The sequence below is a fragment of the Streptomyces sp. NPDC107538 genome (assembly GCF_055657445.1).
The window spans coordinates 97,034-111,194 of the sequence record NZ_JBVKAY010000011.1 but is presented as its reverse complement, the minus strand read 5'-3'; the positions used below and the strand labels follow the sequence as shown (position 1 = coordinate 111,194).

Here is a 14,161-nt window from a genome sequence, read left to right as displayed (position 1 = left end):
GGATTCTGAGGCCGGATCAGAGGCCGGATCAGAGATCGAAGTCGAGCTCTGTGTCGTCGGACTCCGGGCGGGCCCGGCAGGCGAGGGTGTATCCCGCCGCGAGTTCCGCGGGCCCCAGGGCGTACTGGCGGCCGGTCGTAACGGTTCCCCGGGTGACCCGGGCGCGGCAGCTTCCGCACAGGCCCTCGCGGCAGGAGTGGGGGGTGTCGGGTCTGACCCGCAGCAGGGCGTCCAGGATCGTGCGGTCGTGCTCCTCCATGACGGCCGTGGCCGTCCCGCCGCCGAGCGAGGCGGTGATCCGGACGGTGCGGCCGTGGAGTTCGGGCGCCGGGGGTGCCGGCTCCTGGGCGGCGAGGGAGAAGAGTTCGGTACGGGTCCGGGCCGGGTCGGCGCCCCAGCGGGTCAGGGCCTCGCGTACCGAGGTGACCATCGCCCAGGGCCCGCAGAGGTAGAAGTACGGGGCGTCGTCCGGCTCGGCGCCGATCGCGCGGAGCAGGCCCGGCAGTCTGGCGGTGTCGATGTGGCCGGAGAGCAGTTCGGCCCCGCGGGTCTCGCGGGTCAGCAGGTACAGGGGCTGGAACCGGTCGACGTAGGCGTCCTTGAGGTCGGCCAGTTCGTCGGCGAGCAGCACCGAGCGGGCCGTGCGGTTGGCGTAGAGCAGTGACACCCGGCATCGCGGGTCGTCCCGGAGGGCCGCCGCGGCCATGTTCAGCAGCGGGGTGACGCCACTGCCGGCGGCCACCATCACATGGTGCGCGCCGGGATGCGCCACGAGTCCGAAGCCGCCGGTCGGCGGCGCGAGGTCCAGCGTGTCCCCGGCGGTCAGCGCGGTCGTGGCGAACTCGGCGAAGCCGCCCGGTCCGAGCCGCTTGACCACCAGGCGCAGTTCGCGCGGCCGGGTGGGCGGCGGACAGATCGAGTAACTGCGGCGGATCTCGGCCCCGCCGAGCAGATGCCGCACGGTCACATGCTGACCGGGCCGGTGCGCGAAAACACCGGCCTGCCGCTCGGGCAGATCCAGCGTGAGAGCCACCGCGTCCTCGGCAAGCATCCGCACACCCGCCACGCGCAGCCGATGCCATCCGGTCTCGCGCCCGGTGGCCGCGGTCGCGCCTTGCCCGGTCGTCGAGCCCTGCTCAGCCGTCGAGCCCGGCCCGGTCGACGTGCCCTGCCCGGCCATCGTGCCCAGCTCGGCCGTCGTGCCTCGCTCAGTGGTCGAGCCCTGCCCGGTCGTGGCGTCCTGCCCAGTCGTCATGGCCTGCCCGGCCGTCGCGCCTCGCTCGATCGTCATGCCTTGCCCGGTCGTGGCGTCCTGCCCAGTCGTCGAGCCCGGCCCGGCCGTGGTGCCTTGCTCGATCGTCATACCCTGCCCGATCGCCGGGCCCTGCCCGATCGCCGTGCCTTGCCCGGTCGTCGAGCCCCGCTCAACCATCCTGCCCGGCCCGGTCGTCGAGCCTGGCCCGGCCGTCATGCCCTGCCCGCTCGTCGAGCCCGACCCAGTCGACGTCACCTGCTCAGCCGTCGAGCCTGGCCCGGTCGACGAGCTCCGCTCAGCCGTCGAACCCTGCCCGGCCGACGCGCCCCGCTCAGCCGCCGTGGCCGTCCCGGCCGTCGTGTCCCGCTCGGTCGTCGTCATAAGCGCTGTCACACCGCCTTCATGTGGGGGAAGGACTCGTGGCAGGCGGTGCATGTCAGGACCGTCTGGCAGCCTGTCGAACCGAAGGGGCCGAGGGGGCGGGTCGCCACGGAACCGCAGTGCGGGCAGGGGCGGCCGAGGCCGAGGCGGACCGGCAGGGGTGCTCCGGCGGCGGCCGGGGGCGCGATGCCGTGGTCGGCGAGCTTGCGGCGGCCCTCCTCGCCGATCCAGTCGGTGGTCCACGCGGGCGCCAGCGCCCAGGTCACCCGCCCGTCGGGGTGCCCGCACTCCGCCAGGACGGCCCGCAGATCGCTCTCGATCACCGGGAGCGCCGGGCAGCCGAGGTAGGTCGGGGTGACGACGACCTCCACGACGCCGTCCGCGCCCTCCCGCACCGACCGGAGCACGCCCAGGTCGGCCAGGGTGACCATCGGCAGTTCCGGGTCCGGTACGGCGCCCACCCGGGCCTCGATCCGCTCCAGGTCCATCCGGACGGCCGCGCTCACCAGACACCTCCGGGGTACTGCTTGAAGACCGACTGGAACTCGGCCAGCAGCGGGGCGAACGCCTCCGTGTGGAGGCCCGACCGCCCGCCCGTCGCCTGCCAGGTCGGCGCGGGCACGGTGAGCCCCGCCTCCGTCAGGACCTCGGCCGTCGACCGTTCCCAGGCCGCCCTGAGGCGGGCCGGCGCGACCGCCGTGCCGTCGGCGTCGAGGCGGGCCGTCAGCTCGTCGGCCTCGAACAGCTCGGCCGCGTAGGGCCACATGTGCTCCAGCCCCGCCCGCATCCGCCGCCGGCTCTCCTCGGTGCCCAGCCCCAGCCGTACCGTCCACTGCGAGGCGTGCAGACGGTGGTACTCGGCCTCCTTGACCGCGCGGGCGGCGAAGGAGGCCAGGCCCTCGTCGGCCGAGGTCGCGAGTTCCGCGTACAGCAGGGTCATGTAGTGCGTGTACGCCAGCTGCCGGGCGATCGTGACGGCGAAGTCGCCGCCCGGCAGCTCCAGCAGCAGCGCGTTGCGGAACTCCCGTTCGGTCCTGCGGTAGGCGAGGTCCTCGTCGTCGCGGCCGGTACCGTCCCCGCGGCCGCTGAGGCCCAGCAGGGCCCGGGCGTGGCCGAGGAGGTCCAGGGCGATGTTCGAAAGGGCCAGATCCTCCTCGACGGTGGGGGCGTTGGTCACCCACGCGCACAGGCGCTGACAGAGGATCAGCGCGTCGTCGCCGAGCCTGAGGGCGTACTCGGCGACGTCACGGTTCCGTGTCGCGAGGACGGCACCGCTGGGTTCACTCGTCATGGTCGCCCGCCTCGTTGAGTGGCACGTACATCTGCGGATACCGGTAGGGCTTGTCCGCTCCGTTGCTGAAGAAGGGGTCCTTCTCGCCGGGCGACGAGGCCCGTACGCCGTCGGAGCGGACCACCCAGATCGACACCGGGTCGCCCCGCCGGGTGTAGAGGTCCCTGGCGTTGGCGATGGCCATGTCGGCGTCCGCGCCGTGGACCGACCCGACGTGCTGGTGGGCGAGGCCCCGACGCGGTCTGATGAACACCTCCCAGGGCTGCTGCGCCCCGGCGGTCTCCTGTGCGCGGCTCACTGCTCCCGTCCTTCCGTCGCGCGGCGTGCCGCGTAGGCGTCGGCCGCCGCGCGCACCCAGGCCCCGTCGTCGTGGGCGGCGACCCGGTGCGCCAGCCGCTGCCGGCCGCACTGCGCCCCGGCGGCCAGTGCCGTGCGGTACACCTGCCAGTCGACCGGGGTGAAGTCGTGGTGCCCGCGCTCGGCGTTCCAGCGGATCGCCGGGTCGGGCAGGGTCACCCCGAGCCGCTCGGCCTGCGGGACGACGGTGTCCACGAAGCGCTGCCGCAGCTCGTCGTTGGTGTGGGCCTTGATCCCCCAGGCCATCGAGCGGCGGCTGACGGCGGCGCCCACGGCGGCGGCCCGCGCGTCGCCGCCGCTGCCCTCGACCGTGTCGGGCGGGCCGAACATCAGGGCGACCGCGGGCAGCCACCAGCGGTCGACGGCGTCCTGCGCCATCTCCCGCTGTCCCGGGGTGCCCCGGCACAGGGACCAGAGCAGGTCGTATCCCTGGCGGACGTGGAAGGTCTCCTCCTGGCACACCCGCTGCATGGCCCGCGCGTAGGGGCCGTAGGAGGTGCGGCACAGCGGGGCCTGGTTGATGACCGCCGCACCGTCCGTCAGCCAGGCGATCGCGCCGGTGTCGGCCCAGGTCAGGGCGGGGTGGTTGAAGGTGTCGGAGGACCGCTGGTGGCCGCTGTGCAGGGCGTCGAGGAGTTCGGCCCGGGTGACGCCGAGGGTGCCCGCCGCCGCGTACAGGTACAGGCCGTGTCCGGCCTCGTCCTGCACCTTGGCGAGCAGGGCGGCCTTGCGGCGCAGGGAGGGGGCCCGGGTCAGCCAGGAGCCCTCCGGCTGCATCCCGATGATCTCCGAGTGGGCGTGCTGGGCGATCTGCCGGATCACCATCCGCCGGTAGCCGTCGGGCAGCCAGTCCCGGGGTTCTATCCGCTCGCCGGCCGCGACGAGCGCCTCGAAGTAGGCGTCGAGGTCACCGTCGAGATCCTTGTCGAGGTCCTTGTCGTCGTCCGCCGCGACGGCCGTGGAAGCCGTGGATTCTGCCTCGGTGGTCACCTGGAACCTCCCGTCCCCTCTGCCTCGCTGTCCGGACCGTGTGAGCCCCGGTGCGGGGGCTTTCACAGAGGGAGGAGTGGCCGGGCGGCGGGTTCAATCCCTCACCACGTGCCGTAGCCGCGTGAGCAACACCACAGCAGTGGCGGGGATTTCGGGCGCCCGCCGGTTCCTCCTTCCGATCCGAGACACCGCTTGGCGCTTCGAAAGGTGGACCTGTATGAGCACCATCCGTGAGCTACTCACCGAACTGACCGGCACGTCGGAGTACGCCGAGAAACTCAGCGACGACACCGATCTGGCCGCCAGCGGCATCGACTCGGGGGACCTGGTGCGTCTGGTCCTCCTCGTCGAGCAGCGTATGGGGGTGGAGATCACCGCCCCGGACATGGAGAAGCTGTCCACGATCGGGGACTACGAGCGGTTCCTCGCCGACCGCGCGCCCGCCGCCTCGCGGCCGGACGGTGCGTGATGTGGCTGACCCAGCTGCTGCGGCGCAACCGCCAGTGCTTCCCGGACCGGACGGCACTGGTGGACGCGCACCGCTCGGTCACCTGGGCCGAGTTCGACGACCGGGTGGCCCGGCTCGCGCACGGGCTCTCCGGGCGCGGCATCGGGGCCGGGGACCGGGTGGCCGTCCTGTCGCTGGACCGTATCGAGGTCCTGGAGACGTATTTCGCGCTGGCCCGGCTGGGAGCGCTGTTCGTCCCGCTCAACCACAGTCTCACCCCCGCCGAGGTGACCGGGATCGCGGAGCGCTGCACCCCGGTGGCGGTGGTCGGTGAGTCGGCGCTGCTGGACCGGCATCCGGACCTCCCGGTGCGGATCCGGGTGCCGCTGGACGACGCGGAGTTCGCCGCGATGTGCGCCGGGGACGGGCCGGTCCTGCTCGGCGGGTCCGCGGCGGACCCCGCCGGAAGCGCGGGCCTGCCCGACGTGCCGGACGACGCGCTCGCGGCGATCCTGCACACGTCGGCGACCACCGGCCGGGCCAAGGGCGTCGCCGTCGACCACGCCTCGTTCCGGGCCATCGCGCTCGGCTGGCTCACCCAAGCCGGGCCCACGGACGACGTCGTGATGGTCAACTGCTGCCCGCTGTACCACGGCAGCATGGTCGTCTCCCTCACCTACATGGCCGCGGGCGCCACCGTGGTGCTCATGCCGGGCTTCCAGCCGCAGCGGGCACTGGCCGCGATCGAGGAGAACCGGGCCACGCACGTCTGGCTGGTGCCCCAGATGCTCCGCTTCCTGATGCAGCCGAAGTCGCTGGAGAGCACGGACCTTTCGAGCCTGCGCGAGGTGCTCTACGGTGCGGCGCCGATGCCGCCGGAGATCCACGCCGAGGCCGTCGAGCGGCTCGGATGCGGCTTCCGGCAGGTCTACGGGATGACCGAGGTGGGCGGTCCGTTCGTCACGCTCGGCCCGGAGGAGCATCCCGCGCCGGGCACCACCGAGGTGATCCCGGCCGGCCGGGTGATCCCCGGCATGTCGGTGAAGGCCCTGGACCCGAAGGACCAGGAGACGGCCGCCGGCGTCATCGGGGAGATCTGTGTGCGCGGCCCCGGTGTGATGCGCGGCTACTGGAACGACGACCAGGCCACCGCCGACATCACCGTGGACGGCTGGATCCGCACCGGCGACCTCGGCTTCATCGACGGTGACGGCCGGGTGCACCTGGTCGACCGGAGCAAGGACCTGATCATCCGGGCGGGGCAGAACGTCTACCCCCGGGAGATCGAACAGGCCCTGCGTTCCCACCCGTCGGTGCGCGACGCCGCCGTGGTCGGCGTGGCGGACGCCGACTACGGCGAGGCGCCGCTCGCCTTCGTGGTGGCCGAGGAAGGGACCACGCCCGAGGCGGTGCAGGCCCATCTGGCGGGCCTCCTCGCCGCGTACAAGCGGCCCCGGCACATCCGCTTCATCGAAGAGGTGCCGAGGAACCCGGCGGGCAAGATCCTCAAGAGGCTGCTGCCCGTCTGACCCGCGCTCCGCCGGTACGGGGTCCCGATTTCGGCCGGGGCCCCGTACGGCAGGAGTCGGGTCGGGGTGCGGCAGGGGGCGGGCCGGGTACGGCAGGGGGCGGGCCGGGATCGGGGCGGGCTCACGCCGCGGAGATGCCGCCCGTCACGCTGATGGCCTGGCCGGTCAGCCTGGCCGCGCCGGGGCCGCCGAGGAAGACGATGAGCGACGCCAGGTCGTCCGGCTCGGCCACCCCGAGATGGGCGAGCCGCGCGGCCTTCTCGAAGATCTTCTTGCTGAACCCGTCGGCGAGTACGCGGTCCGTGAGCGGAGTGCCCGCGACCAGTGAGGGCGTCACGGCGTTCACCCGGATCCCGTCGCGCTTGCCCTCGATCGCCGCCGTCCGGGAGAACATGACGATCGCGGCCAGGGCCGCGCCGATGACGCTCTCCCCCGGCGTGGCGATCTTCGCGGCGTCGGAAGCGATGTTGATCACGCTCCCGCCACCCTGCTCCCGCATGACCGGGAACACCGCCCGGGTCATGTGCATCGGCGGTACGGCCAGGGTGGTGAGGATGGACGCCACGTCGGCCAGCGGTGTGCGGTGGAGCAGCTCGGGCCGGTGACGCGCGGGCGGGGGCGTGGAGTTGACCAGGACGTCGATCGAGCCCAGGGCTCGGTGCACCTCCGCCACGGCCCGCTCCACCTGGGGGACCTCGTTGGCGTCCACCTGGGCGAAGACGACCTCGGCCTCCGGACAGCGGCTCTCGACCGTCATCCTCGCCGCCTTCCCACGCTCGGGATTCCGGCCGAGCAGCGCGACCCGCCGCACCCCGGCGTCGACGAAACGCAGCGCGCTCGCGAGGCCGATTCCGGTACTGCCGCCGGTGATCACGACGGTGGCGTCGGCGTAGTCACGGACCAGGGGGGTCACAGGCATGGCGCGTCTCCTTCACGCTTCATGTTCACGTTCACGTGCGGGTACACGGGTGTCGACGGCGGTCGGCCGTCCGTCGCGCGTCGGTCGGCTCGGCACCGACCAGCGCATCAGCGACGCGCCGATCGACGTGCCGCCGCCGAGGCCGGCCAGCAGGACCAGTTGGCCGTCGTGCAGCAGTCCCGCCCGGTTGACGAGGTCGAGGGTGAGCGGCACGGAGGCGCTGCCTACGTCGCCGTACTCCTCGACGGTGCAGTGGGCCCTGGCGTCACGCAGACCCGAGGCACGGGCCAGCTCCCGGGGCTGAAGCCCGGCGGGCTGGTGCGCCACGAGGTGGTCGATCTGCTCCGGCCCGTATCCGGCGTCCCGCACCAGCCCGGCCAGCGCGGCGGGCCCGTACGCCCGCACGGAGTCCGGTGTCCCGCGACGGTCCGCCGATACGTGGTGGCCGCCGGCGGCGACCGACGCGTGGGACGGCGGAACCCGGCTGCCCCCGGCCCGGATCCGCAGCGCCTCGTGGGTGTCGCCGGGACCGGACAGGACCGTACGGAGGAAGCCGTGGCCGGAGGGCACCGGCCCGACCAGGGCCGCGGCGGCGCCGTCCCCCAGGAGCGCGGCCGTGCGGTGGTCGGCGAAGTCGATGAACCGCGAGTACACCTCGGTGCAGATCACCAGCGCGAGTCCGCCTCCGTGCAGCCGTAGCAAACCGTCGACCAGGTCCAGTCCGTAGAGGAAACCGCTGTCGGCGGCACCGATGTCGAAGCAGGTCGCGCGGTGGGCGTCGATGGCGTTCTGCACCAGGTGCGCGGTGGGCGGCTGGGGGAAGTCGCCCGTGGCGGTGGAGACGACGAGGTAGTCGATCCGGTCGGCGGTGACACCGGCCTGGGCGAGGGCCCGTTCGGCGGCCCGGACAGCCAGATCGGAGGCGGCCTCGTCGGGGGCCGCGTAACGCCGGGTCCTGGTCCGCGTCCCGCGTCCGATCTCCTCGGCGGTGGCGCCGGCCCGCCGCGCGACCTCCGCGTTGTCGATCTCGTCCTTGGGTACGTAGGAGCCGGTCGCAAGGATTCCGGCAGAGTGTTCGGCCACCGTCGGCGACACCTTTCGGGGAAGGGGGACGTACGGTCGTCGTACTCGCTCGCCGCCCGGTCACCCGGCGGGGGCCGACGTGTTCCTCACCGGGGCGCCGCCCAGCGCAGCAGGCAGGAGCCCAGGGAGAGGCCGCCGCCGAAGCCGCTGACCATCATCAGATCGCCGTCCCGGAGGTGCCCGGCCCGGCTGGCCTCGTCGAGCGTCACGGGGATCGAGGCGCTGCCGACGTTGCCGTACTTCTCCACGGTGCGGTGCGTCATGACATGGGTCAGGCCCACCTCCTCCACCAGGGCGTGGAGCAGGGCGCCGTTGCCCTGGTGCGGTACCAGGTGGTCGATCCGGTCGAACGGTATGCCCGCGCGTGCCGACAGCCGCTCCAGCGTGGGCGGGACCTGTGTCATCACGAAGTCGCGCACCAGCCGGCCGTCCATGCGGAAGCAGTGCTCCCCCGCGTCCACCGTCCGGTGCGAGGCCGGCCTGCGGCTGCCGCCCGCCTCCACCCTGACCAGGTTGCGTCCCTCGCCGTGGCTGGACAGGTCGAAGGCGACGAACCCGTACGGCGACGGCACGGGACCCACGACCGCGGCACCGGCGCCGTCGCCGAACAGCACGGCCGTGCGGCGGTCGCCGAAGTCGAGGATCCGGGAGTAGACCTCCGCCGCGACCACCAGGACATGGCTGCGGGGGTGGGAGGCGATGTAGGCACGCGCCAGCGCGAGACCGTAGACGAAGCCGCTGCACACCACGTTCAGGTCGAGGCAGGCGGCGTTGTGGGCCTTCAGCTCGCGCTGGACGAGGTTCGAGGTCGGGGGCAGCGGGGCGTCACCGGTGGACGTGGAGACGATGACGCAGTCGATCCGGTCGGCGGTGATGTCGGCCTGGGCGAGGGCCCGTTCGCCGGCCCGGACGGCGAGATCGGAGGCGGCCTCGTCCGGTGCGGCATAACACCGGGTCCTGATCTGGGTCTTGCGCTCGATCCACTCGGCGCTGGTGCCGACGCGCCGCGCCAACTCCTCGTTGCCGACGACGCCTTGGGGCAGATAGGAGCCGGTCCCCAGGATTCCGACACAGTCGTTCGCCACTGTCGCGCGCACCTCTCACGGGAACCGGAGCCGGGCGGTGAGCTGCATCACGAGGCTCCCTCCCTCAGGACTGACCACCCCAACCTTCCGCCGCCGACCTCGACAATCACTGGAGCGCCGATGGGACACCGCTGCTCCGCGCCGCGCGCGGGAGGGCCGATCGAGAGCTTCGGCACTGTGCGGCAAGAGGGGAACCCTAGTGGTGGCGAGGAGATCCACGAGGTCCTGATACGAGGTGTGTTGTTCCGCCGAACGCTGCTGGGCCTCGTTCAGGTGGACCGCAACTGGTCCCAGCGGGTCTTCGCGGGCGGAGGTAGCCCGGGCCGTGAGTTGATCGGCGGCGCCGATCTCATGCGGGAGCGGATCGACGGGGTCACCGGCGCGTGAACTCGGGTGGCGGCGGCCGTGTGGCAGGGCCGCCGCCGCCCGAGCCCTGGCGGTCAGGACGTCTGCGCGGTCTGGTACAGGTTCTGCGCGTCGGTGCCGAAGTACGGCCCGTACATCCGGTTGGGCAGGAAGTTGTACTTGAAGCTGTTCACCGAGGACAACAGGCCGGTGCCGGTGGACTCGTTGAACTGGGTGAACCAGGGGCCGCCGCTGGAGCCGCCGGTCATGTTGCAGGTCATGCCGTGGTCGTCGGAGAGCAGGAAGTCACGGTTGGTGGTGCCGCTGCAGTAGATGAACTTCTCCCCGTCGTAGGGGGAGGCGGCGGGGAAGCCGAAGGCGTACATCGCCTGGTTGTAGCCGGTGTTGAAGGCCAGCCCCTGCCCGCCGACGACGTCCGTCAGCAGCTTCCCGTCCAGCGGCGCGACGACGGCCGCGCCGATGTCGTAGTTGATGTCCTCGCTCGCGGTCCACTGCGGCGTGGACAGGGTCTTCGTGGCGCTCCATCTGCCGTACGGGGCCTGTCCGTCGTGGTACCCGGGCACGAAGACCCAGTTGGTGTGCCAGGCCCCCTCCAGCTTCACACAGTGCCCGGCGGTGATGACCGTGCTCTTGTTGGAGCTGGTGACGGCGTTGCCGGAACACGAGGCCGTACGTCCCTGGTAGGTGAAGAACACCCGTCCCGCCGTGGACTGCACGGCCCCGCCACCGGTCCAGGCTCCCCCGCCGTTGGGGAAGGCCAGCACCCCGACCTCGTCCTGGACGCCCGGGAGGGTCGGGGCGACCGTCCTCTCCCGGCCCTTGGCGACCGAGCCGGCCTTCACCTGGGCTTGGTCCACGGTCGGCAGATCCAACGGCACGGCCTGACGCATCCGTTCGGCGGTCCAGAACGCGGCGGGGTCCGCTGCCGTGGCCGCCCCGGCGGGCGCCGCGAACACACCGGCACCGAGCAACGCGGCGGCCCCGAGCAGAGCGGCGACGACGAAGCGGGGCCTGCGGGAGGGGCGGGACGTGCGAAGGGGGCGGGACGAGCGGCGTATGTCTCTCACGCGTACTCCTTCAGCGGTGGGGGACGAGGACGAACTCGCGCAACGCAGAGTGCCACCCCACCCCCCACTTGGACAGGTACACGTCACAATGGGCGCAAAATCACCCCACGCGGTACGACCGGCGAATGTTGGCATGATCGGTACCGTGGCAGTCGGGACCGGGAGAGGGGCGGCGCGGCCGTGAGCGAGCAGACAGGCATCAGTTCGGCGAAGGAGGCCGCCGACCACGAACTCGTCCTCGCGTTCGGGCGACTGCAGGGCGCGGCCAACCGGCTGGAGTACATCCTCGGCCGGGCCCTGGAGGTCGAGTGCGGCATCAGCCATCTGATGTTCGAGGTGCTGCTGATCCTCGGCCGGGCGGGCGAGCCGGGACTGCCGATGCGGGCCATCGCCCAGGAGCAGGTGCTCACCACCGGCGGCGCCACCCGGCTGGTGGACCGCATGGAGACGGCCGGGCTCGTGACCCGGGCGGAGTCCCCCACCGACCGGCGTGGAAAACTGGTACGGCTGACCCCGCTGGGCGAGGAGACGACCGTGCGCGCCGCCCGGGTCCATGTCGAGAACATCAAGCAGCACTTCGTCACCCCCCTCCCGGAGGCCGACCGTGAGCGGTTCGCCGAGGACCTGCGCATCCTCAGCCACACGGCCCGGGACGTCCTGCCCCGCCTCCCCTGACCCGCACCCTCCCGCCGCCCCCGTCACCACACCCTTGTGGTCCACCTCACATCCACCTGCCGAAATACCTGACTCGTCAGTTACTGTTCCATCAGGTGATCGCCCGCACCGGGTGGACGATCACACGCCTGTCGAGGTCACCATGAAGCTGGTCTACGTTTTCGACGCCTACTGCGGCTGGTCCCACGGTTTCTCCGGGACGCTCCGCGAGGTCGTCGCCCGCCACCCAGAACTGCCGGTGGAGGTGGTCTCCGGCGGTCTGTTCACCGGCGCGCGCCAGGTGCCGATCCGCGAGTTCGGCCACATCCAGGGCGCGAACGCCCGGATCGCGGAGCTGACCGGCGCCGCGTTACGAGCGGCTGATCGCCGACGGTTCGTTCGTCATGGACTCCGAGGCCGCCGCCCGCGGCACGGCCGCCCTGCGCCAGGCAGCCCCCGACCGGGCCGCACTCCTGGCCGCGGACCTCCAGGACGCCTTCTACGCCGACGGCCTCAGCCTGTCGGACCCGACCACGTACCGTGCGGTCGCCGAGGCCGCCGGACTGGACGCGGACGCCGTCGTGGCGGCGTTCGCCTCGCCCGAGGCGAAGGCCGCCGCCGAGGCCGACTTCCGCCGCACGGCCGAACTGGGCGTCACCGGCTACCCCACCCTGCTGGCCGTCGAGGGCACCTCCCTCACGCCCCTGGCCTACGGCCACGCCACCGCGGACGAGGTCGACCAGCGGCTCGCGTCCCACGCGGCCACCCGAACCTCCTGACCCTCCCGAACCTCCTGACCGTCCCCCCTCCCACCCCCTCAAGGAGTTCCCCGTGAGCACCCTCTCCTTCAAGGTCCTCGACCTCGACTTCCCGGCCGGCGTCAAGAACAAGACGGCCACCCTCGTCACCGGTGAGACGGACGCCCTGCTGGTCGACGCCGCCTTCACCCGGGCGGACGGCCACCGGCTGGCCGCCGAGATCCTCGACTCCGGCAAGACACTGACGACCGTCTTCGTCAGCCACGGCGACCCCGACTTCTACTTCGGCGCCGAAGTGCTCGCCGACGCCTTCCCCGACGCGGTCTTCGTCGCCACGCCCCTCGTCATCGAACACATCAAGCACTCCTACGAGGGCAAGCTCAAGGCCTGGGGGGCGCTCGGCGCGAACCTCCCCACCCGCCTGGTCGAGCTGACCCCGCTGACCGGCGACCTCACCCTCGAAGGCCACCGCTTCGAGCTGCGCGGCGGCCCGGCCGCGCTGCCCGACCGCCACTACCTCTGGCAGGCCGAGCAGCGCGCCCTCCTCGGCGGCGTCCTGCTCTTCCAGCAGGAGCACGTCTGGGTCGCCGACACCCCCACCCCGGGCGACCGCGCGTCCTGGATCGACCTGCTGGACGAGATGGCCGCGCTCCGGCCGGAGCTGGTCGTCCCCGGCCACCGGCTGCCCGGCACCCCGGCCGACGCCTCCGCCATCACCGCCACCCGCGACTACCTGCTCGCCTTCGAGGAGGAGCTGGACAAGGCCGCGGACGGCGCCTCCCTCACCGAGGCCCTCGTCGCGCGCTACCCGGACAACGGCATGCAGATCGCCGCACAGATCGGTGCGAAGGTCGCCAAGGGCGAGATGAAGTGGGGCTGAACATGAGCGACTTCACCCTCTCCCCCGCACCCGCCGACGTCGTACGCCGCCAGTACCTCGCCTCCGCCGCCGGTGACCTGGCGGCCCTGCGCGCCACCCTCGCCCCCGACGTGGAGTGGACGGAGATGGCCGGCTTCCCGCTCGCCGGCACCTACCGCACGCCCGGCGGGGTCACCGCCAACGTCATGGAGAAGCTCGGCCAGGACTGGGACGGCTGGACCGCCCACGACGACACCTATGTCGTCGACGGCGAGAACGTCGTCGTCCTCGCCCGCTACACGGCCGCCCACAAGGCCACCGGCAAACCGATCGACGTCCGCGTCGCCCACCACTTCGTCGTACGCGGCGGCCTCATCGTCCGCTTCGAACAGTTCGTGGACACGGCCCTCGTCCGGGAGGCCATGACCACCTGACCCGCGCCCGGAGGTCAGAGCAGGGCGCGGATCGCCGACTCGAACCTCTTCACGTGGTCGGCGGCCAGGCCCGCGGCGCGTTCGCCGTCCTCCGCCAGTACGGCGCGCAGGAGCGGGCCGTGCTCGACCACATGGCCGGCCAGCCCCGGCAGCCGGCCGAGGAACAGGCACCAGATGCGGGTGGCCAGGTTGTCGTAGCGGACGAGCGTGTCGCAGAGGAACGGGTTGGCGGTGGCGGTGTACAGCGCCCGGTGCAGCCGCAGGTCCAGTTCGATGAGGTCGCCGACCTCGCGCCCGGCGTTCGCGTCCAACTCGGCCAGCAGGCCGGTCAGTACGGCCCGGTCCTGGGGGCTCGCCCGGCGTGCGGCGAGGTCGGCGGCCAGGGGCTCCAGCTGGAGGCGTACCTCGGTGAGATGGCCCAGGTCCGTGATCTGCACCTCGGAGGCGAAGGTGCCGCGCCGGGGGTAGGCCACCACCAGCCGGTCCGCCTCCAGGCGCTTGAGGGCCTCGCGGACCGGGGTACGTCCCACGCCCAGCTCGGCGGCCACCTGTTCGTCGTTGATGGGCGTACCGGGCGCGATCCGCAGCGTGACCAGGCGGTCGCACAGCACCTGGTAGGCCCGCTCGGCCAGGGAGGGCTGCCCCTCCGACACGGCGACCGACATGGCACGCCCTCCTCACGGTG

Annotated in this window: 16 protein-coding genes and 1 pseudogene; 7 read left to right on the top strand and 10 right to left on the bottom strand. The window is 72.5% G+C overall.

All coding sequences use genetic code 11. The features are described from left to right. Nucleotides 1-28: 28 nt before the first annotated feature. The 5 genes from ACZ7MG_RS31995 to paaA form a co-directional block, all read right to left on the bottom strand. The gene (locus ACZ7MG_RS31995) at nucleotides 29-1,363 is read right to left on the bottom strand and encodes a 2Fe-2S iron-sulfur cluster-binding protein (protein ID WP_471381465.1); all 1,335 of its coding nucleotides are present in this window, start codon (nucleotides 1,361-1,363) and stop codon (nucleotides 29-31) included. A 281-nt stretch (nucleotides 1,364-1,644) separates the two neighbouring features. Further along, the gene (gene paaD, locus ACZ7MG_RS31990) at nucleotides 1,645-2,124 is read right to left on the bottom strand and encodes a 1,2-phenylacetyl-CoA epoxidase subunit PaaD (RefSeq protein ID WP_471381755.1); all 480 of its coding nucleotides are present in this window, start codon (nucleotides 2,122-2,124) and stop codon (nucleotides 1,645-1,647) included. A 14-nt stretch (nucleotides 2,125-2,138) separates the two neighbouring features. Continuing rightward, the gene (paaC, locus tag ACZ7MG_RS31985) at nucleotides 2,139-2,927 is read right to left on the bottom strand and encodes a 1,2-phenylacetyl-CoA epoxidase subunit PaaC (RefSeq protein ID WP_471381462.1); all 789 of its coding nucleotides are present in this window, start codon (nucleotides 2,925-2,927) and stop codon (nucleotides 2,139-2,141) included. Further along, the gene (gene paaB / locus ACZ7MG_RS31980) at nucleotides 2,917-3,225 is read right to left on the bottom strand and encodes a 1,2-phenylacetyl-CoA epoxidase subunit PaaB (protein WP_471381459.1); all 309 of its coding nucleotides are present in this window, start codon (nucleotides 3,223-3,225) and stop codon (nucleotides 2,917-2,919) included. Before paaB ends, paaC begins: the two co-directional genes overlap by 11 nt. Beyond that, entirely contained in the window at nucleotides 3,222-4,148 is a 927-nt protein-coding gene (gene paaA / locus ACZ7MG_RS31975) for a 1,2-phenylacetyl-CoA epoxidase subunit PaaA (protein ID WP_471381753.1), read from the bottom strand. The genes paaB and paaA overlap by 4 nt, the downstream gene beginning before the upstream one ends. A gap of 343 nt (nucleotides 4,149-4,491) precedes the next feature. On the opposite strand from paaA, the gene ACZ7MG_RS31970 reads away from it, so the two are divergent. Both ACZ7MG_RS31970 and ACZ7MG_RS31965 read left to right on the top strand, forming a co-directional pair. Then, on the top strand, nucleotides 4,492-4,743 hold the full coding sequence (locus tag ACZ7MG_RS31970; protein WP_471381456.1) for an acyl carrier protein: 252 nt from the start codon (nucleotides 4,492-4,494) through the stop codon (nucleotides 4,741-4,743). Beyond that, complete coding sequence (locus ACZ7MG_RS31965; protein ID WP_471381453.1) at nucleotides 4,743-6,251, top strand: class I adenylate-forming enzyme family protein; 1,509 nt, start codon at nucleotides 4,743-4,745, stop codon at nucleotides 6,249-6,251. Before ACZ7MG_RS31970 ends, ACZ7MG_RS31965 begins: the two co-directional genes overlap by 1 nt. 121 nt (nucleotides 6,252-6,372) lie before the next feature. On the opposite strand, the gene ACZ7MG_RS31960 is transcribed toward ACZ7MG_RS31965, so the two are convergent. From ACZ7MG_RS31960 to ACZ7MG_RS31950, 3 genes are all read right to left on the bottom strand, one after another. After that, entirely contained in the window at nucleotides 6,373-7,170 is a 798-nt protein-coding gene (locus ACZ7MG_RS31960; RefSeq protein ID WP_471381450.1) for an SDR family NAD(P)-dependent oxidoreductase, read from the bottom strand. 12 nt (nucleotides 7,171-7,182) lie between these two features. Next, on the bottom strand, nucleotides 7,183-8,253 hold the full coding sequence (locus ACZ7MG_RS31955; protein ID WP_471381448.1) for a 3-oxoacyl-ACP synthase III family protein: 1,071 nt from the start codon (nucleotides 8,251-8,253) through the stop codon (nucleotides 7,183-7,185). An 86-nt stretch (nucleotides 8,254-8,339) separates the two neighbouring features. Continuing rightward, entirely contained in the window at nucleotides 8,340-9,338 is a 999-nt protein-coding gene (locus ACZ7MG_RS31950; RefSeq protein ID WP_471381445.1) for a 3-oxoacyl-ACP synthase III family protein, read from the bottom strand. Between the two features lie 240 nt (nucleotides 9,339-9,578). On the opposite strand from ACZ7MG_RS31950, the gene ACZ7MG_RS31945 reads away from it, so the two are divergent. After that, a complete protein-coding gene (locus ACZ7MG_RS31945; RefSeq protein ID WP_471381442.1) occupies nucleotides 9,579-9,725 on the top strand; it encodes a hypothetical protein in 147 nt (48 codons plus the stop codon). A gap of 53 nt (nucleotides 9,726-9,778) precedes the next feature. Here ACZ7MG_RS31945 and ACZ7MG_RS31940 read toward each other — a convergent pair whose 3' ends face one another. Continuing rightward, nucleotides 9,779-10,771 carry a trypsin-like serine peptidase gene (locus ACZ7MG_RS31940; protein ID WP_471381441.1) on the bottom strand — a complete coding sequence of 331 codons (993 nt, stop codon included), beginning with the start codon at nucleotides 10,769-10,771 and terminating at the stop codon, nucleotides 9,779-9,781. A gap of 180 nt (nucleotides 10,772-10,951) precedes the next feature. Here ACZ7MG_RS31940 and ACZ7MG_RS31935 point away from each other — a divergent pair, with 180 nt between their 5' ends. The 4 genes and pseudogenes from ACZ7MG_RS31935 (at nucleotide 10,952) to ACZ7MG_RS31920 (ending at nucleotide 13,476) form a co-directional block, all read left to right on the top strand. Continuing rightward, on the top strand, nucleotides 10,952-11,446 hold the full coding sequence (locus ACZ7MG_RS31935) for a MarR family winged helix-turn-helix transcriptional regulator (protein WP_471381438.1): 495 nt from the start codon (nucleotides 10,952-10,954) through the stop codon (nucleotides 11,444-11,446). Nucleotides 11,447-11,588: 142 nt separating this feature from the next. Beyond that, nucleotides 11,589-12,204: pseudogene (locus ACZ7MG_RS31930) on the top strand (DsbA family protein). A 52-nt stretch (nucleotides 12,205-12,256) separates the two neighbouring features. Beyond that, nucleotides 12,257-13,063, top strand: a complete 807-nt coding sequence (locus ACZ7MG_RS31925) for an MBL fold metallo-hydrolase (RefSeq protein ID WP_471381436.1) — start codon at nucleotides 12,257-12,259, stop codon at nucleotides 13,061-13,063. A gap of 2 nt (nucleotides 13,064-13,065) precedes the next feature. Further along, nucleotides 13,066-13,476, top strand: coding sequence for a nuclear transport factor 2 family protein (locus tag ACZ7MG_RS31920; protein ID WP_471381433.1), 411 nt, complete (start codon nucleotides 13,066-13,068; stop codon nucleotides 13,474-13,476). 14 nt (nucleotides 13,477-13,490) lie between these two features. On the opposite strand, the gene ACZ7MG_RS31915 is transcribed toward ACZ7MG_RS31920, so the two are convergent. Continuing rightward, nucleotides 13,491-14,141 carry a GntR family transcriptional regulator gene (locus ACZ7MG_RS31915; protein WP_471381431.1) on the bottom strand — a complete coding sequence of 217 codons (651 nt, stop codon included), beginning with the start codon at nucleotides 14,139-14,141 and terminating at the stop codon, nucleotides 13,491-13,493. Nucleotides 14,142-14,161: the final 20 nt, after the last annotated feature.